The organism is Rufibacter aurantiacus (genome assembly GCF_017916345.1).
Lineage (GTDB): Bacteria > Bacteroidota > Bacteroidia > Cytophagales > Hymenobacteraceae > Nibribacter > Nibribacter roseolus.
Map to the genome: position 1 here is coordinate 474656 of NZ_JAFMSV010000001.1, position 23229 is coordinate 497884.

General features: G+C 50.0%; 17 protein-coding genes. 11 read left to right on the top strand and 6 right to left on the bottom strand.

All coding sequences use genetic code 11. From position 1 onward, the window contains the following. Window positions 1-17: 17 nt before the first annotated feature. The gene (locus J3P34_RS01885) at window positions 18-1100 is read right to left on the bottom strand and encodes a ferredoxin--NADP reductase (RefSeq protein ID WP_210466025.1); all 1083 of its coding nucleotides are present in this window, start codon (window positions 1098-1100) and stop codon (window positions 18-20) included. Window positions 1101-1275: 175 nt separating this feature from the next. On the opposite strand from J3P34_RS01885, the gene J3P34_RS01890 reads away from it, so the two are divergent. The 3 genes from J3P34_RS01890 (at window position 1276) to J3P34_RS01900 (ending at window position 4049) form a co-directional block, all read left to right on the top strand. Then, window positions 1276-1974: a peptidoglycan DD-metalloendopeptidase family protein gene (locus J3P34_RS01890; RefSeq protein WP_210486186.1), complete on the top strand. Its 699-nt coding sequence runs from the start codon at window positions 1276-1278 to the stop codon at window positions 1972-1974. A gap of 126 nt (window positions 1975-2100) precedes the next feature. Then, on the top strand, window positions 2101-3183 hold the full coding sequence (locus J3P34_RS01895) for an acyltransferase family protein (protein ID WP_210486187.1): 1083 nt from the start codon (window positions 2101-2103) through the stop codon (window positions 3181-3183). Window positions 3184-3260: 77 nt separating this feature from the next. After that, window positions 3261-4049, top strand: a complete 789-nt coding sequence (locus tag J3P34_RS01900) for a mechanosensitive ion channel family protein (RefSeq protein ID WP_210486188.1) — start codon at window positions 3261-3263, stop codon at window positions 4047-4049. Window positions 4050-4163: 114 nt separating this feature from the next. Here the strand turns inward: J3P34_RS01900 and J3P34_RS01905 are convergent, their stop codons facing one another. Next, complete coding sequence (locus J3P34_RS01905; protein ID WP_210486189.1) at window positions 4164-5378, bottom strand: ABC transporter permease; 1215 nt, start codon at window positions 5376-5378, stop codon at window positions 4164-4166. Window positions 5379-5427: 49 nt separating this feature from the next. On the opposite strand from J3P34_RS01905, the gene J3P34_RS01910 reads away from it, so the two are divergent. From J3P34_RS01910 to J3P34_RS01920, 3 genes are read left to right on the top strand one after another with little or no spacing between them, the layout of a single operon-like run. Then, the gene (locus tag J3P34_RS01910; protein WP_210486190.1) at window positions 5428-6672 is read left to right on the top strand and encodes an exo-beta-N-acetylmuramidase NamZ family protein; all 1245 of its coding nucleotides are present in this window, start codon (window positions 5428-5430) and stop codon (window positions 6670-6672) included. A gap of 1 nt (window position 6673) precedes the next feature. Then, entirely contained in the window at window positions 6674-7615 is a 942-nt protein-coding gene (gene fmt, locus J3P34_RS01915) for a methionyl-tRNA formyltransferase (RefSeq protein ID WP_210486191.1), read from the top strand. Next, a complete protein-coding gene (locus J3P34_RS01920) occupies window positions 7612-8118 on the top strand; it encodes a dihydrofolate reductase (RefSeq protein WP_210486192.1) in 507 nt (168 codons plus the stop codon). The genes fmt and J3P34_RS01920 overlap by 4 nt, the downstream gene beginning before the upstream one ends. 194 nt (window positions 8119-8312) lie before the next feature. Here J3P34_RS01920 and porU2 read toward each other — a convergent pair whose 3' ends face one another. Both porU2 and J3P34_RS01930 read right to left on the bottom strand, forming a co-directional pair. Further along, window positions 8313-13331 carry a putative type IX secretion system sortase PorU2 gene (porU2, locus tag J3P34_RS01925; protein WP_210486193.1) on the bottom strand — a complete coding sequence of 1673 codons (5019 nt, stop codon included), beginning with the start codon at window positions 13329-13331 and terminating at the stop codon, window positions 8313-8315. A 22-nt stretch (window positions 13332-13353) separates the two neighbouring features. After that, a complete protein-coding gene (locus tag J3P34_RS01930; protein WP_210486194.1) occupies window positions 13354-14433 on the bottom strand; it encodes a putative type IX sorting system protein PorV2 in 1080 nt (359 codons plus the stop codon). A gap of 286 nt (window positions 14434-14719) precedes the next feature. Here J3P34_RS01930 and J3P34_RS01935 point away from each other — a divergent pair, with 286 nt between their 5' ends. From J3P34_RS01935 to J3P34_RS01945, 3 genes are all read left to right on the top strand, one after another. Continuing rightward, entirely contained in the window at window positions 14720-15058 is a 339-nt protein-coding gene (locus tag J3P34_RS01935) for a PadR family transcriptional regulator (RefSeq protein WP_210466040.1), read from the top strand. A 2-nt stretch (window positions 15059-15060) separates the two neighbouring features. Next, complete coding sequence (locus J3P34_RS01940; protein ID WP_210486195.1) at window positions 15061-17547, top strand: GIN domain-containing protein; 2487 nt, start codon at window positions 15061-15063, stop codon at window positions 17545-17547. Window positions 17548-18030: 483 nt separating this feature from the next. Then, window positions 18031-18915 (top strand): hypothetical protein, encoded by an 885-nt coding sequence (locus J3P34_RS01945; RefSeq protein WP_210486196.1) that lies wholly within the window; start codon window positions 18031-18033, stop codon window positions 18913-18915. A gap of 82 nt (window positions 18916-18997) precedes the next feature. Here J3P34_RS01945 and J3P34_RS01950 read toward each other — a convergent pair whose 3' ends face one another. Then, window positions 18998-20425: a CCA tRNA nucleotidyltransferase gene (locus tag J3P34_RS01950; protein ID WP_210486198.1), complete on the bottom strand. Its 1428-nt coding sequence runs from the start codon at window positions 20423-20425 to the stop codon at window positions 18998-19000. Between the two features lie 527 nt (window positions 20426-20952). Then, window positions 20953-21351, bottom strand: coding sequence for a methylmalonyl-CoA epimerase (gene mce / locus J3P34_RS01955; RefSeq protein WP_210486199.1), 399 nt, complete (start codon window positions 21349-21351; stop codon window positions 20953-20955). A gap of 119 nt (window positions 21352-21470) precedes the next feature. Here mce and J3P34_RS01960 point away from each other — a divergent pair, with 119 nt between their 5' ends. Together J3P34_RS01960 and iscU are read left to right on the top strand one after the other, a co-directional pair. Further along, complete coding sequence (locus tag J3P34_RS01960; RefSeq protein ID WP_282597063.1) at window positions 21471-22685, top strand: IscS subfamily cysteine desulfurase; 1215 nt, start codon at window positions 21471-21473, stop codon at window positions 22683-22685. 124 nt (window positions 22686-22809) lie between these two features. Next, on the top strand, window positions 22810-23223 hold the full coding sequence (gene iscU, locus J3P34_RS01965; protein WP_210466049.1) for a Fe-S cluster assembly scaffold IscU: 414 nt from the start codon (window positions 22810-22812) through the stop codon (window positions 23221-23223). Window positions 23224-23229: the final 6 nt, after the last annotated feature.

Genomic DNA, 23229 nt, shown 5'->3' on the forward strand with positions numbered 1-23229 from the left:
AAACGGGTTAAAAACGATTAACCAATCTCAATCACCACATCAGCGGTGAGCGGATGGCCTACGCAGTTTAGAACGTATCCTTGGGCAATTTCTGCATCTGACAAGCCTTCGCGCTCATCTAAATGCACGCGGCCACTCAGGCACTTGCCCATACAGGCGGTGCAAAGGCCGGCCTGGCAGGAATAAGGGAGGTCAATATCGGCCTTGAGGCCGGCTTCCAAAATGGTCTCGGTGGGTTTTACCTCCACCTGGTACTCCTGCCCTTCGTAGATGAGCGTGACCGTGCGGGTGATGATCTCATCAGATTCCTGGGCGGCGCTTACATCGGCGCTGTGCGCTTCTGGTCCGGTAGGGGCGGTGAAGCTTTCTTTGTAGATATTGGCGGCGGGCACACTCTTGAAGTGCAGGGCTTCGCGCACCTCGTTCATCATGCCTTCGGGGCCGCAAATGTAAAAGCTTTCCTGCTGGTAACCTGGCACCCTGAGGTCATCCAGGAGGTCCAACACCATCTTGCGGTCCAGCAGGCCAATGTGCTCCTGCTTCTCTGTGGCGTCTACCAGGGCCTCGTTGAACACGTGCACTACTTTCAGCCTCTCTGGGTTCTGCTGCACCAGCTGCGCCAATTGGTCTTTGAAAATAACAGAGTCCACGTTGCGGTTTCCGTAAACGAGGGTTACGCGGCTTTGGGGCTCATACTTCAAGGTGCTTTTGAGCATGGACATCAACGGCGTGATGCCGCTTCCGCCGCCGAACAAGAAGATATGACGCTTTTGGGAGGCATCGGGCTTGAGATTGAAGTTCCCGATAGGTGCCATCACTTCAATGGTCTGGCCAATCTGGGCATTCTCTGCCAGGAAGTTGGACACCAGGCCGCCTTGTACCCGCTTCACCGTCACAGAGAAGTAAGGCTCCTCCGGAATGCTGCACAGAGAGTAGGACCTGCGTACTTTTTGCCCGTTCACCGGCAGAATCAAAGTCAGGAACTGACCGGGAACGTAAGGGATATTCTTTTTATCTGGATGGTCTAAATGAAGGGTGATGGCATCTGACGTCTCCTGCGTGATGTCCGCCACTTTCATGTTAAAATAAGCGTTGCTCATAGTTTTATATACGAAAAGCGAAGGTGATTCGGGTTTGACTAACTTTCAATAAGGGAGGAAAGTTACAACATTTCAGAAACCATCCCGAACTTGAGGTAAAAAAAGCAGGCGGACGTTTGTTTTTGCCCTATCTTTCCAAATTCATAACCCTCAGAATACGTTTTAGCGCCATTTTATGGAAAATACGGCCAAACTGACCTCGCTTCTCACTGCCCACACCACCTCCTTTGCCCCTATCGTGGACCATGATCTCAACGCCCTCGATGTGGTGCGCCTTGATTTCACCGCCCATAACCAAGCCCTGCTCCAGGCAGATTTTAAGGACACGGCTTCATTTGAGCATTTTGTATTGGGGATGCTGCGCCAAAAGAATGCCACGGTAGGTGTAGGGGGCTATTTTGAAGACCGGGTCATCTACCGCCGAAGCGAGCATTTTGAAGGAGCCAGTGAGTCAAGGTCCATCCATTTGGGCGTGGATATCTGGGCACCGGCTCATATTCCAATCTACGCACCCTTGGCGGGAACCGTGCACAGTTTCCAGGACAATGCCAACTTCGGGGACTATGGCCCTACCATCATCCTGCAGCACGAACGGGACGGAATCACCTTCTACACCTTGTACGGGCATCTCAGCCGCACTTCTTTAGACGGGTTGTTTGTAGGCAGATCCATTGCCGCCGGAGAACAGATCGCCACCATGGGCCCTTACCCAGAGAACGGCGACTGGCCTCCGCACCTGCACTTCCAACTCATGACGGACCTGCTGGGGAAAAGCGGCGACTTCCCCGGTGTTTGCGCACCCTCTGAGGAGGGATTTTACCGGCAGATTTGCCTGGATCCAAACTTGGTGCTGCGGTCACGGCATTTGGGGTAGTTCCATTTCTGGTAAAGACTTGTTTCTATTGAATGCTTATCTCTTGATTTTGTGAAAAGGTGCTTAAAATAGAAAAGACTTTCATGTAGCCTAAGAGTAAAAGTACTTTGATTTTTAACCGCATTCATGCTTTCAAACATCCTAGGCAGTTTTAATAGGTTACAGAGCCTTGATTTTCTTCGGGGTTGTGCCATCACCATTGTGTTTGTGACCCACTTTGGGGTGTGGGATTTGCAGGCGATTGGCGTAGACCTGTTCTTTGTGCTATCCGGGCATCTGGTAAGTCTCTCGTTATGGTCTGCTTTGAATAAAACCGAAAGCCGTAAAAGCTACCTTGTCTTCTTCCTTAAAAGGCTCTTCAGGATAATTCCAGCATATTATTTCTTTTTAATCTTTGGCTATTTCCTTGCCCTACTTCTCTTTAAGGATATCTCCCCGCAAGACATTCCTTTACCTAAAGAGTTTCCCCAGTACTTCCTTTTCTACCGAAATTATGGCGGGCCGCCATCCAGATGGTCCATGGAACACCTATGGTCGCTTAGTGTAGAAGAACAATTCTATTGGATATTACCAGCTATCATCTTTTTTTTAGCCTTCAGATACTCCTCGCTGGAGAAGCGTTTTCTCTATGCCGCGGCCATCCTCCTGTTTTTGGGTATTGGCCTAAAAGCCCAGGCGATGATCACAGATTTCGCGGAATGGCCTACCTACACGCACAACCGCTTAGACGCCTTTGGATGGGGCATTTACCTTACCCTAATCAGAAAGGAGGTAATCTGGAAAAATCATAAGGTATTTGACCAAAGGTGGCTTTTATGGGTAGGGATAACCGCTCTGACTTTATGCCTTACTGTTTTCTCCCCATTACCGGAATTAGTACTCCGCACGCTTAGCCCCATCTGCTGGGTATTGGTTATTCTAGGTTTATACTATACTTATTCCCGCTTTTTTGTGCCTTTCAGAATCATGTCATACTTCAGCTACGGAATCTATCTCTGGCATTTTTTATTTGTGATTCCGGTCCACCATTATTTTGGCACAGGATTGTTGGGATTTCTGGTATACGCGCTGGCCACTTTGTCTTTCGCAATTTTCTCCACCTTGGTTATTGAGCGATACAGCCTGCAGGTTAGGGACAAATTCTTGGGCAAACTTTTTCCTGGAGATCATTCCAAATTCAAAATGGCTCTTAAAGGACCCCAAATTTGATATTTTCTTATGCCTGAAACATCACTTAAGTAAAAACATCTCTTCTTTATATTCTCAATCAATTATCTCCCACCTTTATGTTTAACGCAGAACGTTTCTTGACCCACATCCAGGACTTTGCGGTGCTGTATGGCATCAAGATTTTAGTGGCTATCATTATCCTGTTGGTTGGCTTGTGGCTCATCCGGAGGATCACGGATTTCACGTACCGGTTAATGACCCGCAAAAACGTGGATCCTTCTTTGCGACCTTTTCTTAAGAACATCCTCAACATAGTGCTGTTGGTGATGCTTATTATAGTGGTAATTGCCCAGGTAGGCCTGGAAGTCACTTCATTCCTAGCCTTGCTGGGGTCTGCGGGTCTGGCGGTAGGTCTTGCGCTGCAAGGTAGTCTTTCCAATTTTGCGGGCGGAGTCTTGATTCTGGCCATTAAACCGTTCAAAGTCGGGGATTACATTGAGGCCCAGGGGCAGAAAGGCACGGTGGCGCTCATCAACATCTTCAATACTGTTATCACCACTGAAGACCATAAAACCATCTATCTTCCCAATGGTCCGCTGGCCTCGGCGGTAGTGGTGAACTATGACGTAGAAAATACCCGCCGGCTGGATGTCTCTTATACCATTGATGCGGCGGTCCCACTTTCCAGGGTACGGGAGGTAATTCAACGCGTGATTGCCACTGATGAAAGAATTCTGCAGAACCCTGAACCCAGCGTGGGCGTTGAGAAACTTGCCGCCGGAACCATGACCATCTCGGTGAAAGTGTGGGTGCAGCGCGGCGATTACCGGTTCCAACAGGTCTCAGAATCTCTGAATGAAAAGGTGAAAGAGGCTTTTGAACAAGAGCATATCGCCCTGAAATAAAACAAAAAGCCCGGCAGACCTAAAAACCTGCCGGGCTATAACAAAGGGTTTTAAACACGGCCCCGGTTTCAGGGCTCTTTTCCTAAAAAGAGCCTTGAAACCGGGGCTAAGCTTTTAGTCAAACTTGATGGCTTTCACCGGATGGATGCGGGCGATAAGCAGGGTTGGCAACAGGATGGACAGCATGGTTAGAATAAAGGTGATGCCGTTGATGCCTACCCAGATGCGCCAGTCCCAATGGATGGGCACAGTATCCATGTAGTAGTTCTCGGGGTCCAGCGGGATAAGGTGGAAATAATCCTGTACCCCGCAAAAGAGCAGAGCCAACAGGTTTCCGCCGATGAGCCCGGCAATGGTGAGCCGCAGGCCCCGGTGTAGAAAGATTCCCCTGATCTGTCCGTTCGTGGCGCCCATCGCTTTGAGAGCGCCAATCATGTTGGTGCGTTCCAGGATCATGATAAAGAGCGTGGATACCATGTTGAAGGTCGCCACAAACACAATCAAGACCAGGAAGATGACTACGTTCCGCTTGAGCAGTTCCAGCCAGTCAAAAAGCTGGGCGTATGTATCGGTGATTTTCTCCAGCTGCAGGTCATAGTTCATCTTGTCGAAGACCTGGCTCGTGACGGTGTCAATCTGGGTGAAATCATTCAAAAGGATCTCGTAGCCGCCCACTAGGGTATCAGGCCATTGGTTCAGGTCCCTGATCTGCTGCAGATCGCCCAGCACGTACACGTTATCAAATTCTTCCAGGCCGGTCTTGAAGATGCCTTTCACCTCAAAGCGGCGCATGCGAGGCGGGTTCTGGATAAAGTAGAACAGCACCTTTTCCCCTACCTTCAGGCGCAGTTTATCAGCCATGAGCTGGCTCATCATGATCTGGTTGGAGGCGGCGGTATCGTTGAACTCCAACACGGAGCCCGCCACCAGGTTGGCCCGCATCCCCCGGAAATCATAGGTCGTATCCACGCCTTTCAGCACCACGCCCAGCACCTCATCCTCGGTCTTGATAATGGCAGTTTTACGCGCGAAAGGCTGGAGATGCGCTACCCCGGGGATGTTTTTGTAGTCGCCCAGACCGGTAGAGGTACCCATGGGGTAGCCTTCGAACGAATTGTTGGTGTCAAATTTGCTAATTTGCAGGTGCCCGCCAAAGCTGAAGATCTTTTCCTGTATTTCGTACCGGAAACCTTCCAGTATGGCGAACGACACAATCATGATGGCAATGCCCAGCCCTACGCTGAACTTTGCTATTTTTGTGACCGAGGCGGTAAATGAGTCTGATCTGGCGCCAGTCAAACGGCTGGCAATGTATCGGGAAAGATTCACTTCGTCTATTTTGTGCTTAAAGATAGCTATCTGTTCTTAAACTAAACCTATGCTCGTAACCATCCTCCGTACGGCGATGTTCTGTGCCACGCTGGCCAGCTGCAAACCAGCCGCTTCCGTCCCCACTACAGAAAACTCTACCGTTAGCAGTACATCCCCCTCCGGTTCTGCTTCGCAGGGCCAAACGCCGCAGCAGGCCCCTCTCCTAACGGGCGCACAGCAGACAGAGTTGTACCTCCCCTATTTGCAAGGCAAACGCGTAGGCATGGTGGTAAACCAGACCTCCACCATCGGGAAGACGCACCTGGTGGATACATTACTTACCCGCGGCGTGAAGATCACCATGATTTTCGCACCGGAGCACGGTTTCCGCGGCGATGCCGATGCAGGCGCCCACATCAACAACTCCACCGATCCTAAAACCGGTATTCCTATCTTGTCATTGTATGGCAAGAACAAAAAACCCAGCGCCGAGATGTTGAAAGACGTGGACGTTCTTTTGTTCGATATCCAAGACGTGGGCGTGCGGTTCTACACCTACAGCAGCACCATGCATTACGTGATGGAAGCCTGCGCCGAGCAGAACAAGCCCATGTTGTTGCTGGATAGGCCGAACCCCATCGGGTACCTCGTGGACGGTCCGGTGCTCAAAACACCCTTCAAATCCTTCGTGGGCATGAACACCATTCCCATTGCGCACGGGCTCACGCTGGGCGAGTACGCTTTAATGATCAACGGCGAAAAATGGCTCCAAAACGGGGTGCAGGCGCAGGTGAAAACCATCCCGGTGAAAGGCTACACGCATAAGATGTTCTACTCCCTGCCCATCAAACCGTCGCCGAACCTGCCCAACGATCAGTCCATCAGGTTGTACCCGTTCCTGTGCCTTTTTGAGGGAACAACCGTGAGCCAGGGCCGCGGCACGCAGACGCCGTTCCAGGTCATCGGGGCGCCATATTACCCAGATAAATCTTTCGCTTTCACGCCGGTGCCCATTCCGGGCATGTCCATGGACCCGCCGTACAAAAACCAGGTGTGCTACGGAAAAGACCTCACCAAACTGCAGCTGAAAGAGAATTTCACCCTGAGCTATTTACTCGACTTTTATCAGAAATCGGGGCAAAAAGAGAAGTTCTTCAACAACTTCTTTAAAAGCCTGGCTGGCACCGATGAACTGCAGAAGCAGATTATGGCCGGCATGAGCGAGAAAGAGATCAGAGCATCCTGGAAACCAGAACTGGAGGCCTACAAAAAAATGCGCAAGCAGTACCTCCTTTACCCCGATTTTGAATAACATGCAGAAAGAAGACCTCCGGATTATCTTCATGGGCACCCCCGATTTTGCGGTGCCCGCCCTCCAGGCTTTGGTGGAAAACAACTGGAACGTGGTGGCCGTGATCACTGCCCCAGACAAACCCGCCGGCCGAGGCCTGAAACTAGTGTATTCGCCGGTAAAGGAATTTGCCTTGCAGTATGACCTACCGGTACTGCAACCCACCAATCTTAAAGACGCAGCTTTCCAGGAAGAACTCAGAAGCTATAACGCCAACCTGCAGGTCATTGTGGCCTTCCGGATGCTGCCCGAGGCGGTCTGGAACATGCCGGCCCTAGGCTCGCTCAACATTCATGCGTCTTTGCTGCCCCATTACCGCGGCGCCGCCCCCATCAACTGGGCCCTCATCCACGGCGACCAGGAAACCGGCGTCACCTCGTTTTTCCTGCAGCACGAGATTGACACCGGCGACATCATCCTGCAGAAGAAAGTGGCCATTGCTCCGGAAGACAACTTCGGGACGCTCTACGAGAAGCTGAAACACGCCGGCGCCGATTTGCTGCTGGAAACCGTTTCTGCCATTGCCGAGGAACGCGTGCGGCCGTATCCGCAGCCGCAGCCCGAGGAGCCGCTGCGCATGGCCCCAAAGATCTTCAAGCAGACCTGCCAGATAGATTGGAACCAACCTGCCCAACAAGTACACAACTTCGTGCGTGGTCTATCGCCTTACCCAGCCGCCTGGACCGTGTTGGAGGAAAAGCAGTTCAAGGTGTTTTCGGGCCGAATTCTGGAAAACGGCCCTGAAACGCAGCCTGGCACCTACTCCACCGACGACAAGTCCTATCTGCACATCACCTGCGGGAACGGCACGACCTACGCGGTGGAGGAACTGCAGATGGAAGGCAAAAAGCGGATGAATATTCAGGATTTTCTACGGGGTTTCACCTTTCAGCAAGCCATATGATTGCCTTAGTAGTAGCCATCGCGGAGAACCGCGTCATCGGGAGAGACAACCAACTCATCTGGCATTTGCCCAAAGACCTGCAGCATTTCAAGAAACTCACCATAGGCCACCCCATGGTCATGGGCCGGAAAACCTTCGAGGCCATCGGGAAGCCCTTACCCGGTCGCACCTCCATTATCGTGACCCGGCAAGCAGACTACCAAGCGCCTGAAGGATGCATCGTCACCTTTTCTTTAAAAGAAGCGCTGCAGCAGGGACTGTCCAAAGACGAGCAGGTGCTGGTGGTAGGCGGCGGGGAGATTTACGCCCAGGCCTTGCCCCTCGCGGAGGTGGTTTACCTTACTTTGGTGCACGAGTCCTTTGAGGGCGATGTGGTTTTCCCGGAACTCCTCGCCGATGCCTGGGAAGTCACCGAACAGGAAGAACACCTCGCCGATGAGAAACACGCTTATCCTTTCACGTTCTTCACCTTCAGAAGAAAAGCCGGGTTTAGCCAGAATTAATTACCCTTTCTTGTTTCGGGGCTGATTTCATGAAAACAGCCCCGAAACAGAAGTGACGTTCAGAAATCCAGATTCAACCACATCTTCTAACTATAACCAAACAAAAAGGGCTTCTGATGATCAGAAGCCCTTTTTGTTTGACCTAAATTTTGTTTTAGAGCCGATTTTAGGAAACCGGCTCTAAAACGTGGTGGTTACCGGAGGATGTAGATTTTGCCGTAGCCCTTCTTGAAGGCTTTGTCCCCCTCGGTGTAACGGTGCTTCATTTCCTCGGAGCCGTTGTCCATAACCACCCTGTACAGGTAAACGCCGTTGGCCAGCTTGTCGCCGTACTCATCTGTGCCGTCCCAGGCAAACTCAGAAACGTTGTTACCTATTTTGATGGGCCCCAGTTCCTCTTTCTGTACCTCTCGGATCACTTTACCAGTCAGGGTCATGATCTGGATTTTCATCTTGTCTGGCACGGTGCTTCCGGTTAAGGTGAATACAAACCTGGTCTTGGACGAGAACGGGTTAGGGTACGGATAGAAGTTAGTGACAGAAGACTCATTCACCACTTCAAAATTGATGCTGTACCGCTCGTTTCCAGCGCGCTGTCCCATGGCATCGAAGCCTTGCACCTCCAGCGTGTATTTGCCGTCTGCCAGCTTCTCTGGATGATACTCCACCCGGAAGTCGTTTTTGTCATCAGCTGGGTACCAGCGGATATTAGGGTTGGTGCTCACCTCAATTTCCTCAAAATCTCCGCCTTCTTTCTTCAGGTAGACCTTCATGGAGGCAGGATCGGTGATAGGGATTTTACGGTTGTTGTCCTTCAGCACCATACTGATCAACGGACTTGGGGACACAATATCACCATCCAGGATTCTAACCCCATCAAACACCACATCCAGTACCGGCGGCATGCCGGCAGTAAGGCTTACATTGAAAGGTACCTCCAGCGTATTGTTGAAGTAGTTCTGTTCGGGTAGAATCCGCGGATTGACCGTTACCCTAAGCCTGTTAGAACCTTTCAGGTTTAAGGTAGAGAACTTATGCGTAAAGAAAATAGTGTCTTGTTTCTGCAGGGGCTCTACTTTAAAGGTCTTCACCGTTTTAGCCCCGTTTTCTTCAAACAAGGTGGTTTCTACCGTTAAAGAATCCGTAAAGCTCACTTCACTGATGTTGTGGAAAGCGTACTGTAGGTTCACCTCACCATTGGCCGCCTGCTCAGACAGTTTATTATACTTATCCAAACCAACCAGATCAGGACGAATCAACCCTTCAGGCAAGCCCTCATACAACACCGTCCACTGGCTCAGTTGAGGTGCAGTTCGCTGGGTTTCATCTTTCAGGGTCAGCTTCAACCTCAGGTAAGGATAGGTAGCGGCGTTGATATCGGCTAAACTTAGGTTGGAAGTAGTTACGTTAGGTGAAAGAACTGTTTCTTTTCCGCTCTGGTCTACCCCAATCACATCCAACTGGTAACTATCTGATGACTCCAGTTTAACCTGATGATGAAGTGATTTCCACTCCTTGGAAGGCCCGATGAGGGTAGAAGTCATGGTACCTTGCGCATCATTTACCTGGAGAACCTTTTCAATCTGAACCGCCTGCATATTCCTTGGGGTAGTGGCGTCTGCATCACTTCCACCAAACTCAGTTGCATTTCCAGAAGCAATCCCTTTACGGCCTAAGATCACAAATGGGTCTCCGTTTTTCAGGTTATCAATGATAGATGATCCAATTCCTTTGAAAGCTTCCCTTAATGAAGGTTTAAAGGATTGGTAGGGAATTGTGTTGATGCCTACCATGGCAACATGGAAACCAGCTGGTACTGCTTTCAGAAATGCCTCTAACCTGTCTTGGTTTGCAACGGTAGATAAATTGGAGAATTGATATACAAACGTACCCGCCAAACCACACCTGCTTCCTGCATTGGCAGGCATATTGGTGTAAGGTTCTAAGGTGATGTCGTTAAATACCATTGCCAGGATATTAGGTGTATTGTATCCACAGTTATCCCAGAAGAAAGCATTGTTGTCAATGAATATACCAAAAGGAGAGCTCAGCGACATACCCAAGGCTCCGCCGCCTCCTTTTATCAAAATACTCTTATAAAGGGGTGCAAACTCTAATTTGCTGGCTTTTTCATTAAGGTTGATTCTTTGGAGATCAGATTTTGTCAATTGACCTATATTGGCCTGTGACCAACCACTGGCACTCTGCGGGATGTGCCTGAAGGAACTCACCGCCCAAACCGTGTCTTCTTCAGCTGAAAAGGAATTGTACCTCAGGCGCCAGAAGTAAACAATGCTGTCATTGGAAACAGAAGGAGATGGTAACTGCAACTCCCATGTTGGGAGTACTGCCGCATTTACAACATTGGTTTTCTTCCACTGGCTCTTGAATGTTGCGGTGGTGTCAATCTCAAAATAATAGTCTCTAGGTGCTGAAAGTAGGTCTGTTGACTGCCCGATTAACTTTACTTTATCTGTTGATACAATACCGTATTCGTTAGGGGCAAGCGCAACAACCCCGCTTTTAGAAAAGAAGGTTTCAAATGTATACTCGTTATTGGTTTCATCAATTTCCGGAATCGTATCTGTATGGTCCAACTTAATTCGGAAGGTATTCACTCCAGCAGCATCAGTGGTTAAAGCCTGCAGTTCCAGGTTGATGGTGTCTCTATAATAAACAGCTGGAATTTTGATGGAGTCATAAAGCAACTCTGTCCCATTTTCCAAGGTCCTATTGATTGAGATGTAAGATGGTGATTCGTTTACCTTTCCTAGGTTTCTAACATCAATTGATAAAACAAAGCTTTCTGAAGTGGCGGTAACTTTCCCCCCATCTGCGGCAGCTATGCTTACTCCGCCCTTTTCAACCGTATAGTCAGCGTTTTCCGGAGCAATTAGTAACAAGGCAGGATCTGACTGAAGGACCATCTGCATGGCCATAGCTGTGGCATTCTCCCCACTAATGGCATTGGTCACTTCCTTTATTACCTGTTTATGCTGAACTCCTAATTGTTTCCCAAAGAACTCTTGGTTACCGAAACTGATTTTATAAAAATTAGAACTAAAGATATTTAACAAGGAAGGATACCCATAGCTGGCATGGCCCAGAAATGCGAGTGCGCCTTTGTCTGCGGTCAGCAACCAGTCTTCTCCAAAGGATTTGGCAGGAATAAAGCTGTTACCAACATTACAGCCATTCATCAAGATCATGGGATACTTCCCGTTGTTCTTGTAACCGGACAGCACATTTGAAACAAGACCTATATCCAGATCTGAAGTAGTGGTGGAACTGTGCCCAAAGAAGGTTATCAAACTTAAGCCCGCGTTCAACTCCTTGGCAACATTTATCGTGTCCAAACCCGCTACGGAACTTCTAATTTTGGTAGTTACATTGGCACCCAGCCACTTTCCTTCCGCAATTTGTTCATATGACCGTAGGTATGCGGCCAGTGTGGTACGCTCTGATCCTTCAATACCGCCGCCCAGGTGAAGTATATTCTTTCTCCATTCAAGGTTTTGCGGCAAACTTTCATGAAGCTGAACCTTACTCAGGTAACTTAAAACTTCCTGAGGCGTGTTTGCCGGAATCCTACCAGTAGCTACTTTTGGCACGTAGCTCCCTTGTTCCCAATCAGCTGTAAAGAACACATCAGAACCCGGTGTACCTCCTGTAGGCACTAAATCTTTAGAAGCCAAAGCTGAAGGATTCTTGCGCACATTGATATTATCAGCTTCTAAACCTTTACCAATCAAAAACAAGTATTCTGGTTTACCATTGGCAATCATGTACTTCATAAACCTCCTGATGGCTGCGGATGATTTATCACCATAAAAGAACTGATCATATAACTGACCAACCTCCATTACCAATGTATCATAACCGCCGCCCGCAGCAGAGGCTCTATAAGCAGCATAGTCTCTTACAGGATTTAAAGACGAGTTTACAGGCTGCATTAATGCCTGGTGGGAGATTATAATATAAGATGCTTTGTTCCCGGTTAAGGCCCTGAACTTGACTTCACTGGCGGCGAGAGGAACTATAGGATTTTTGGACCAAAGAAAGCCCTTTCTAGAAAGCCCTGAGGATGCTCTGGAAAAGACAAAGTCCTTTCTTAATCCATTAACATTGCCTTCAATCCTGTAAACACTATTTGGAGAGGTAATATCATAGGCTATGGTTTTTGCCGCCGCAGTACCTTCAAAAGAGAAGAGTTCGTCACCACTTGAGGCCTTGGCAGCATCAAAAGTTAGAGTTCCTCCATTTATTACCGGATTTCTTGGGTAAGTCACTTTTGCATAACAAAACCGGAAAGTTCCCCCTACAGCACCAGCTCTAATTCTAAGAGTAAGCTGGCCAGAACCAGATATACTAGAAAAATCAAAAGGGAAGGTTGCATTTCCTAAACCATAGGTTGGGCACTTAATATTACCAATAAGCTTTTCAACTCCGTTCTCAACCACAAAAACATTCACATCAGGGGCAACAGCATTATTGGCCACGATCATAACTTCTAAGGTTGGCTTTGGTCCCTGCGTGTTAACATTTAGGATTGAATCAACTTTATACTCCCGAAAGGATGAAGCAGCAGTAGACAGGTTAAATCCTCCTGAAGAATATCCTTCTCCTACATCTCCCCAAGACATATAATTTTCGCCGTATTTTTTACCGCGGGCATACACATCTAAGACTTGGTATAATCTGGAATGCATCACCCATGGTTCTGGTGTAAGCCCGGTAGAAGCGGGTGATTGAGACACCATGCGCTTTCCGTTTGCCCCAGACCAGGTTAAGAAGTAAGCAGCAGTATCTGTATATAAGCTATAGTTGAGATTGTGCTTCTGATCATTTGGATTCTTATACAATTCTCTATCCAAAGCCCCGTCATTCTGCTGCCCATAAAATTCAATGAAGTCTCCAGCATCAAAGGAGCCGTCTGCCTCGCCTTCCACGTGAATGGAGACTTCCTGGCCGCGGCGGTAAAGTTGGAAATTACGCGGGTCTACGTCGTTGATGCCAGCGGCTTGCAGGTAAGCTTTATCTAAGCGGTAAATGCCCGTAGCGGGCACTTTTATTTTATAGTATTTCTGGCTGTAGTTGATCCACTCATTACCGTAGGTGATCTGCTGCCCATATGAGCGTTGTGCAGAACCTAAAAGGGCCAAGAAAACAACAGCAATAAAGAATAAAGATTTTAAATAGTAAGGTGTCTTCATAAAACTAGCGCGCGCACAAAAATCAATCAAAACTATAGGCTAAAGAAACAATCACGGAAGAGACTTGGGAGTTATCAGAAACCTTGGATAACGCCAGGTCAAGTTGCAGGCCTCGGGTGGCCACACCAATTCCGAAGTTGGGTTGCACTTTCCAACTGCTCTTCCCATCAAGGTCTTCTATTTGCTGCACATTGTTGAACCCGCCACGCAGAAACACAGAGTTGGCATAGCCCAGCTCCACCCCAACCCTTGGGTCCACGGAAACCAAGCCGGTAGAGAGCAGGGTGTTCCTTTTTCCGTCAGTGGTGATTTCCAGGTCAGTGGCTACTAAAGCCGAGAAGCGGTTGGCGAACTGGAAAGATCGGCCGGCGCCCAGAATTAGGCGGGGCAGGGTAACTTCAATGCTGTTGGCGTTAAAGGATTCCTGGTCTTTCAAGTAAGTGTCTTCCAGTTCATCGGGGTTCAGTTTCCAGGCGGTGAAGGTGGTGGTGATGTCTTTGGCCATCAAACCGAACTGCCAGTTACCCCGGCGTAACTGCGCCCCGGCATCAATCCCAAAGCCCCAGGCGTTCGCGAATTTCCCCACGTTGCGGTAAATGATTTTGGCGTTGGCACCCAAGGTAAGACCTTTGATGAGGTTGCTCTGGCGGGCGTACGAAGCCAGGAAAGCATAGTCGGCCACCGAGAAGAACTCTATGCTGTCATACTGGATGGCGCCATACTCATTCTGCAGGCGGCGGGTATCCGCGATGTCATCCACCCCTACCCGGATCACCGAGAAAGCCAGCGCGCTGGTGGAGTCCAGGTTGGTGGCGTAGGAACCGTAGTCGTTTTTGATGATGCCCGCGAAAAGCTCAGAGTGCATGTACACGGCATTGTGGCGTTTGGGCAGCCCTACCAGACCGGCTGGGTTCCAGAAACCGGCCGTGGCATCGCGCACAATGGCCGACTGCACACTTCCCATCCCCAGGGCCCTGGCCCCTACCCCAATATTGAGGAACTCGTTGCTGTACTTAGGCGCAGAGATATCCTGTGCCTGAGCCGGGTCAGGGAAAAGAAGGTAAGCGAGAAGAAAAAAGATGGGTACTAGTTTTTTATTCATAAAATATAATTATACGTCATATACGGAATAATCCTGTAAAGATAGTGCCATATGGCAACATTATAACAACATTTGTTTAGCGCTTATTACACTCCCTGAGCAAGTTCTGTTCCATTTTACTCCTATTTCTTTATAGGCCGCCCACACGCCTCACTTAAAGCCTCTTTCCGTACTTGCCGCAAGCTTTTTTTCTCTGAAAACAGAAACAAAAAATATTTTTCACCAGTACCTTGTTTTACATAGTACCTTCTTATATATTTGTATCAATAATTCAGACTCACAGACCATGAAAGTAGAAAACACACAAGTGCAGATGCGGAAAGGGATTCTGGAGTACTGCATTCTGGAAATCATCGCCCGCGGCGAAGCCTACGCCTCCGACATGCTGGAGGAACTGACCGCAGCCAAGATGATAGTAGTGGAGGGGACGCTCTACCCACTGCTGACCAGATTGAAGAACGCCGGACTCCTGGACTACTCCTGGGTGGAATCCACCTCCGGACCTCCCCGCAAGTACTACAAACTCACCGCCACCGGCACTGAGTTTCTAGAGCAGCTCCGCCTCACCTGGCAGGAACTGGTAGACTCCACCACCTTCATCATCAACCGCAAGAAATCCAACTAGCCATGAAAAAGAATATAAGTGTCAACCTGCAAGGCATGATCTTCCACGTGGAGGAAGACGGCTACGAGATGTTGAGCCAATACCTTGCCGGCATAAAGACGTACTTCTCTACCTATGAGGGGCATGAGGAGATTGTGGCCGACATAGAGTCCCGCATAGCGGAAATCTTCTTCTCTCGCCTGAACCCAGGCAAGCAGGTCATTTCCCGCGATGACGTGCAGGCGCTCATCACACAGATGGGAACCATCGCCGACTTTGAGACCGTGGAGACCGAAGAAGCCGAAGCCGCCTCGGCCAAAAACCAGGGCAGCACCGCTACTCCTCCGCCTTTTGAGCCCGCGCCCTCTGAGCAGAAACGCCTGTACCGTGACGTAAACCGCAAAGTACTGGCAGGCGTGGCGGCAGGAATAGCCAATTACCTGCAGATGGACCCCATCTGGGTGAGACTGGCCTTTGTACTGCTGGTACTGGGCGTGCCGTTCACGGGTGGCTTTACCCTGCTTGGGGTAATCCTCTACGTGGTTTGCTGGATAGCCCTGCCTCAGAACGCCGCTTTACCAGACATTCCGGTGCGTAAACTGTTCCGTGACCCGATAGACAAGAAACTGGGCGGCGTGGCTAGCGGTATCGCCATCTATTTCGGGGCAGATGTGGCCATCATCCGGTTACTGTTCCTGCTGTTCTTTTTGATAGGCGGGGTAGGTTTGATCCCTTATATCATTCTCTGGATTGCCGTTCCTGAGGCTAAAACCATAACAGAGCGGGTGCAAATGCAGGGAAACCCCGTTACGCTCTCCAGTATAGAAGAATCGGTTAAAAACAACCTGAACATGCGGGACGCTAACGGGCAGGAGAGCACCTTAGCCAAAGTCCTTTTGTTTCCGGTGCGTTTGGTGTCACAGGTGATCCAAGTTCTGTCAAGGGTGCTCAATCCAGTGCTGGGTTTACTAGTCACCTTGGTGCGGGTATTCGCGGGGCTTTTGATGATGGTGGTAGCCGGTGCCTTTATGATTGCCCTGCTTACCTCTGTGATGATAGGAACCGGGATTTATGACCAGCCCCAGTACTTCAACTTCGGAGATATTCCGGCTGCGGCCTTCTTCAATGCGGTACCTGGCTGGTTAGTTTGGGCAGGATTCTTCGCAGGTTTCATCCCGGCGCTGCTGTTGTTCCTGTTGGGTGTTGGTTTGCTGGCCAAGCGCTTCTTGCTGCGCCCAACTGTGGGTTGGCCCATGCTAGGGGTATGGCTTCTGGCCTTGGCGGCTTTGCTGAGCGGTATTGCCATGACCACCCGCCACTATCAGGAAAGCGGTGAATTTGCCACCGAGCAGACTTTCCCGGCGGCCGCCTACTCTACCATGGTCTTCAACATCCGGGATACCAACCATAGCTACGGACACCGTATGAACGTGAAACTGGAAGGCTACAACGGTACAGACGTGAAAGTGATCCAGACCTACAAAGCCAAAGGCCTGGACGAGGCAGACGCTATCAAGAATGCGCAGATGATCTCCTACAAAATGGTGCAGCAGGACTCGGTGCTTCGGTTCGATGACGCGTTCACCTTCAAACCAAACGCCATTTTCCGTGACCAGGACCTGCAAATTAAAGTCCTGATCCCGGAGGGGAAGCAACTGCGCTTCTCTGAGGGCTATGCCAACCACTTCTCAGACGAGATCACCGACGGTGAGTACTATTCTGATGACTTGGCTGGCAACACCTGGCAGATGAAAAACGGACGTCTGGTTTGCCTTACCTGCAGCGTGGTAGACAGCACTAGCGGCGCAACTGCCCGGCAGCCCCGCAACACGGTAGGTTTAGACGATGACCTGGCCATCTTGAAAGACGAGTACGATGGCATCTCCAAGATCTACAACGTGCGTGATTTCACCGAGATCGAAGCCGGAGGCGCTTACCACATAAGAGTTAGACAGTCTCACCGCAACTACGTACGGGTAACCGGCTCAGAAAACGAGTTGGAGAAACTGAAGCTTCGGGTGCAGAACGGTGTCCTGAAAATCAGCCGCGAAAGTGAGTTCATGAGACTTTGGGAAAGCAGCAAAAGCGCGGTTCTCATTGAGGTGGAAACCCCAAACCTGTCCACGATAGACCTTAGCGGAGCCACCAAAGCCGAGATCATTGGTTTTGCGCCGGAGAACTTCACTATCAAACAGTCCGGAGCCAGCGAGCTAGCCATCAGCATCAGCACGGGCCACCTGGATGTTGACCAGAGCGGCGCCTCCAGAGCCAGCCTCAAAGGCTACGCCGATGAACTTTCTATTGACGGAAGCGGCGCCTGCAAGGTGGATGCCTCCAAATTGGTGGCCCAGGTTGCCCACGTAGACGTAAGCGGTGCCAGCCAAAGCGTGGTGAACGTGCAGAAGCAATTGTTTGCCGATGCCAGCGGCGCCAGCTCAGTTGAATATTTGGGCGATGCCCATGTAGAAAAAAATCAGTCGGGCGGTTCCCGCGTAAACCGCCGCAGATAGTACCCGTTTAGGGCCTGTTTTACAGAAATGGGCCCTAAACGAATTTGTCACCAAAAGCTCTCTTTCTGGATTTCTTGAGAAGCTTTTGAATAAGGAGGACGCGCTTCTGGCAAAGTCCTCCTTCTTTTTTCCCTTCATGAACTGAATCCAAGTTGCTGAATTTCCCTTCCCCTGTTCAGCCCTCTTTCTGATTTTCCCGGCAAGTCCTTTTGCCACCTGGCTTTCCCTTCCAAGTTTCTTTTCAAATGAAAACCAGGTTTCCGGCATGGCCGCTATGGAGGTAGCTATGTTTCTAGCCTCTTTTTGTCAAAACACTTCCCAAACGCAGGCACCAACTCAAACCGCTCTGCAGAAGGACAACCTTTCATAGGTCACTGGAAGCCAAGGCACGCCCGCAAACCCGTTTTCACCCCAGATTTTCAAAATCGATCTAAAATCAGTTAAGCCTTTATTCTGTTCATTCAACCAAAAATCCTAAAAAACATGTTCTCGGTTCTTCCAAAATCAATCACGCTGGCCCTTTTGCTAAGTCCTTTTGTCTTGATGGCCCAAAACACTAATACAGACTGCGACCTAAAACTGGTCTCCTATAAGGGCTGGAAAGAAACCTTGGCCACCCAATGGACTTTGTCCCTGCCAGGACCAACCGGCGGTAATCTACAATACTTAGGCGCGGTGCACTCCACTGATCCAGCGCATCCACAGTTTGCCCAGATCAAACAGACCTGGCAGGCCCAGAAACCTACTCTGGTTTTCTTTGAGGGACCAAACCGGGGCACAGCAGCTACTGAGGAGGAAACCATAAAGCAATTTGGAGAATCTGGGTATGTGCGGTTCCTGGCCCAGGCCGAGGCAATCAAGACGCAGTCGCTGGAGATGTCTCCGCAGGAAGAAGTGGACCAGTTGATGGAATCGGGAAGGTTTGGAAAAGACCAGGTGAAACTGTTTTTCCTTCTGCGCGAGGCCAGCCGCCTGCGCGAACGGAAAGGATTCAATGAGGAACAGCTCAAAGCCGCCATGGCCCAGCTGCTACCCAAAGCCAACCAGATGATCAAAGGCTTTGACGAAGTAATCCCTGACGTGGCGTCTTTACAGGTAGCTTATCAGAAATACTGGACCTCGCCAGCCAACTGGTGGGAGGCACCCGCCAACTGGTTCGATCCCCTGGGAGACGGGCTGAAAACCGGCGGAAAATTCACCAACGAAATCAACCGCCTGAACAGCGAGAACCGGAACCGGCATATGTACCGACTGCTCTCAGAAGCGGTACTAAGAGGTGAAAAGGTATTGGCCGTTGTAGGTAGAAACCACGTGCCCATGCAGGCTGAGGCTTTGAAATGCACTTTAACTAAAAAAGCCAACCCATAAAAAGAGGAATCCGTTTGGCGCCTGATTTTTACAAAACAGGCGCCAAACGGATTCTTATAGTTGGAAAACTCCCTTACTGACTTCAGGAAGTAACCGGCTGCAATCCAAGTTTCTTGCCTTGCGCCAGCAGGAACGGAAACGCCTCATCGTATTCGTTCCGGATCTCGCCTTCCAGGATAGCCTCGGTAATGGCGTTTTTCAGGATACCCACTTCTTTAGACGGCGAAATCCCGAAGGTCTGCATGATCAGATCTCCGGTAATCACCGGTTGGAAGTTGCGCAGGCTGTCTTTCTCCTCTACTTCTTTCAGCTTGGCCTCCACCTTCTCGAAGTTCTGCAGATAGCGCTTCACTTTGTCGTTGTTCTTGGAGGTGATATCGGCTTTGCAGAGTTGCATGAGCAGATCAATGTCATCGCCGGCTTCAAACAACAGCCTCCGCACAGCAGAGTCGGTCACGGTTTCCTTCACCAGCGCGATGGGCCGCAAATGGAGCCGCACCAGTTTCTGCACCTGTTTCATGTGTTCGTTTAACGGTAATTTGAGATCGGTGAAGATCTTGGGTACTTGGCGGGCGCCTCGATCTTCGTGGCCGTGGAACGTCCAGCCCACTTTCTCGTTGTATCGCTTGGTCTCGGGCTTGGCGATGTCGTGGAGGATGGCGGCCCAGCGGAGCCAAAGGTCATCAGAAACCTCGGCCACGTTGTCCAGCACCTGTAGGGTATGGTAGAAATTGTCTTTGTGCGAGTTCTTGTTGATGGTCTCCACGCCGTGAAGCTTCACCATTTTGGGGAAGATCAGCTCCAGCAATCCGGTCTGGAACAGCAGCTTGAATCCGTAGGAAGGCTTTTTGGAGAGCACGATCTTGTTCAACTCATCGGTGATGCGCTCCTGCGACACAATCTTGATGCGCTCCTTGTTTTCCCCGATGGCGTCAAACGTATCGGGGTCAATATCGAAATTCAGTTGCGAAGCAAACCGGATAGCGCGCATCATCCGCAGCGGGTCATCTGAGAAGGTGATGCCTGGCGCCAGCGGCGTTTTGATGTTCTTGCGGCGCAGGTCTTTCATGCCCTCAAACCGGTCAATCAGCTCGCCAAAGCTGCCTTCGTTCAGGCTGATGCCCATGGCGTTGATGGTGAAATCGCGGCGGTTTAGGTCATCTTCCAGGGTTCCCTGCTCCACCTCGGGTTTGCGCGAATGGCTCCGATACGATTCCTTTCGGGCGCCCACGAACTCCACTTCCCAACCATCATCGGTCTTGAGCATGGCCGTCCCGAAGTTCTTGAACACGGCCACCTTGGGTTTGTGGGCCAGTTTGCTAGCCACCAACTGCGCCAAATCAATGCCGCTGCCAATGCACACCACGTCAATGTCCTTGGAAGGACGCTTGAGCACCAGATCCCGCACAAAACCTCCAATAACGTAGGCCTCGGTGTTCAATTCACGGGCAGCCTGCGCCACAACGGCAAAAACCGGATGATCTGGAAGGGTGATGTCTAGGGTAGTCATGGGCAACAGGGTGGTTCAAATGGTATACGCAGGAGTTTTCGCCTTTGGCGATGCGCCGCGTTAAGGGCTGCAAAGGTACGGGAATGGGTAGGGTTTGGCAAATGCAGGGCCTTTCCTCCAACCTATAACACAGGAGTTAGCCGCGGGAACGTGGTTTGGGGCTGATTTTGAAATAGTAGGGTTAAAACGATGGAGTACTTTTACTTGGGAACGGCAGCGGGTGCAGACGCTCGCATGTCCCGGACGCTACGGGGTCTTGAATATGCGACCTTGCTTACCCAACGGCCTGTCTTTCCCATTTACCTCTTCTACACTTGGTATCTTTCAGGATAGCGCCAAGGCAAAGACACAAGGAATGCTAATGCATGAAAATGAATGGCTAATAACAGAATAGAAGGAGCCCTAAAAACTACCTTCCGGCCCGCTCAAAAGACCTCGTAGTGTCCGAAGGTCCTGCGAGCGTCTCCACCCATTCCGTTTCTCCACCTAAACCCCGAAAATAGCCTCAAAACGCTCCAAACAGCTATTTATTTGATCTCCTGGCACAATTCCACGAGCACGCCATTGGCTGATTTTGGGTGCACGAAACACACTAATTTGTTATCCGCGCCGCGTTTGGGAGCCTCGTTCAAGAGTTGGAAGCCCTGTTCCCGCAACCGTTCCATTTCTGCTTCAATGTCCTCTACTTCAAAGGCGATATGGTGGATTCCCTCCCCTTTCTTCTCAATAAATTTGGCAATGGCACTATGCTCAGCGGTGGCTTCCAGAAGCTCAATCTTGGTGTTGCCCACGTGGAAAAACGAGGTATTAACGGCTTCGCTTTCCACTTTTTCGGCCTTATAAGGCTCTGCGCCTAATAATTTCGCAAATAACTGATTCGCGTCTTGACATTTTTTTACGGCAATGCCGATGTGCTCTACATGCATACGGTTTATTTAAAGATATTCTAAGTGACGATTTTTATGTATTTTTGCGTGCAAATCAAACTAACTGGAGCTAAAATCTGTTTTTTTGATAAGCCAACCCAGGAAAACTATTGACGAAGATGCTGAAATTTCCGATTTATCTAGATAACAATGCCACCACGCCCATGGACCCGCGCGTGTTGGAGGCCATGTTGCCGTATTTCACCAACCAGTTCGGGAACGCAGCTTCCCGTAACCATGCCTTCGGATGGGCCGCCGAAGAAGCGGTAGATTATGCCCGTGAGCAAATCGCGGCCTTGATCAACTGTAACCCCAAAGAGCTTATCTTCACTTCAGGTGCTACGGAGTCAGACAACCTTGCCATCAAGGGTGTGTTTGAGATGTACGCCTCCAAAGGTAACCATATCATCACGGCCACCACAGAGCACAAAGCGGTGTTGGATACGTGTAAGCACATTGAGAAACTAGGCGGACAGGTTACCTATCTGCAAGTGAACTCAGAAGGCTTGATTAACTTAGAAGAACTGGAAGCCGCCATCACGGACAAGACCATCCTGATTGCCATCATGTATGGTAACAACGAGGTAGGCGTGGTACAACCAATCAGAGAAATTGGAAGAATCGCCAAGAAACACGGCGTTCTTTTCTTCTCAGATGCCACCCAGGCTGTAGGTAAAATTCCGGTAGACGTGGAAGCAGATGGTATTGACCTGATGGCTTTCTCCGGTCACAAAATGTACGGCCCTAAAGGCGTTGGTGCCTTGTACGTACGCCGCAAGAACCCACGGGTGAAAGTTACTGCCCAGATGGACGGTGGCGGACACGAGCGTGGCATGCGTTCCGGTACTTTGAACGTGCCTGGTATTGTAGGTTTAGGCAAAGCCGCCGAGATCTGCCGCACCGACATGGCCTCTGACACTGCCCGTATCATCGCCATGCGTGACCGTCTGGAGACAGAACTGTTGCAAATGGAAGAGTCTTACCTGAACGGAAACAAAGAGAGCCGTCTGCCACACGTGAGCAACATCTCCTTCAAATATGTAGAAGGTGAAGGCCTGATGATGGGTGTGAAAGACATTGCTGTATCTTCTGGTTCAGCCTGTACTTCTGCTTCTTTGGAGCCATCTTACGTGTTGAAAGCCATGGGCATGAGCGATGACCTGGCGCACTCTTCCCTGCGTTTCGGTCTGAGCCGTTTCACCACCGATGAGGAAGTGGATTACGCCATCAGCCACGTGAAAGAGGCCGTTACCAAACTTCGTGAACTAAGCCCGCTGTGGGAAATGTTCAAAGAGGGTATCGACCTTGACTCTGTAGAGTGGGCAGAACACTAATATTCAATTAGGAATTGGGAATTAAGAATTAGGAGATGATCAGACATTGATCTAACATCGTATAACCTAGTTACTTACCCCAATTCTTAATTTCTAATTCTTAATTCGTAATTAAAAAAGAGCCATGGCTTATTCAGATAAAGTAATCGATCATTACAGCAACCCACGCAACGTAGGAACGCTGGACAAATCAAAAACAAACGTGGGTACTGGTTTAGTAGGTGCCCCTGAGTGCGGTGACGTAATGCGTCTGCAGATTGAAGTAGATGAGAACCAGGTCATCACCGATGCCAAGTTCAAGACCTTCGGCTGTGGTTCTGCCATCGCTTCTTCTTCTCTTGCAACCGAGTGGTTGAAAGGCAAGACGGTTGACGAGGCTTTGGCCATTGACAACATGGAGATTGTGGAAGAATTGGCTTTACCGCCGGTGAAAATCCACTGCTCTGTTCTAGCCGAGGACGCTATCAAGTCTGCCATCAATGACTACCGCGTGAAAAACGGTCTGGAGCCATTGGTAGAGGCTAAGTCGCACCACTAAGATTGC

Bases quoted from the DNA above. Each gene is read 5' to 3' on its own strand.
- J3P34_RS01960 (WP_282597063.1), top strand. From the start codon at position 21,471: ATGCTGAAATTTCCGATTTATCTAGATAACAATGCCACCACGCCCATG.
- J3P34_RS01885 (WP_210466025.1), bottom strand. From the start codon at position 1,100: ATGAGCAACGCTTATTTTAACATGAAAGTGGCGGACATCACGCAGGAG.
- J3P34_RS01930 (WP_210486194.1), bottom strand. From the start codon at position 14,433: ATGAATAAAAAACTAGTACCCATCTTTTTTCTTCTCGCTTACCTTCTT.
- J3P34_RS01920 (WP_210486192.1), top strand. From the start codon at position 7,612: ATGATTGCCTTAGTAGTAGCCATCGCGGAGAACCGCGTCATCGGGAGA.
- mce (WP_210486199.1), bottom strand. From the start codon at position 21,351: ATGCATGTAGAGCACATCGGCATTGCCGTAAAAAAATGTCAAGACGCG.
- J3P34_RS01910 (WP_210486190.1), top strand. From the start codon at position 5,428: ATGCTCGTAACCATCCTCCGTACGGCGATGTTCTGTGCCACGCTGGCC.
- J3P34_RS01950 (WP_210486198.1), bottom strand. From the start codon at position 20,425: ATGACTACCCTAGACATCACCCTTCCAGATCATCCGGTTTTTGCCGTT.
- J3P34_RS01890 (WP_210486186.1), top strand. From the start codon at position 1,276: ATGGAAAATACGGCCAAACTGACCTCGCTTCTCACTGCCCACACCACC.
- iscU (WP_210466049.1), top strand. From the start codon at position 22,810: ATGGCTTATTCAGATAAAGTAATCGATCATTACAGCAACCCACGCAAC.
- J3P34_RS01940 (WP_210486195.1), top strand. From the start codon at position 15,061: ATGAAAAAGAATATAAGTGTCAACCTGCAAGGCATGATCTTCCACGTG.
- J3P34_RS01895 (WP_210486187.1), top strand. From the start codon at position 2,101: ATGCTTTCAAACATCCTAGGCAGTTTTAATAGGTTACAGAGCCTTGAT.
- J3P34_RS01900 (WP_210486188.1), top strand. From the start codon at position 3,261: ATGTTTAACGCAGAACGTTTCTTGACCCACATCCAGGACTTTGCGGTG.
- fmt (WP_210486191.1), top strand. From the start codon at position 6,674: ATGCAGAAAGAAGACCTCCGGATTATCTTCATGGGCACCCCCGATTTT.
- J3P34_RS01945 (WP_210486196.1), top strand. From the start codon at position 18,031: ATGTTCTCGGTTCTTCCAAAATCAATCACGCTGGCCCTTTTGCTAAGT.
- porU2 (WP_210486193.1), bottom strand. From the start codon at position 13,331: ATGAAGACACCTTACTATTTAAAATCTTTATTCTTTATTGCTGTTGTT.
- J3P34_RS01935 (WP_210466040.1), top strand. From the start codon at position 14,720: ATGAAAGTAGAAAACACACAAGTGCAGATGCGGAAAGGGATTCTGGAG.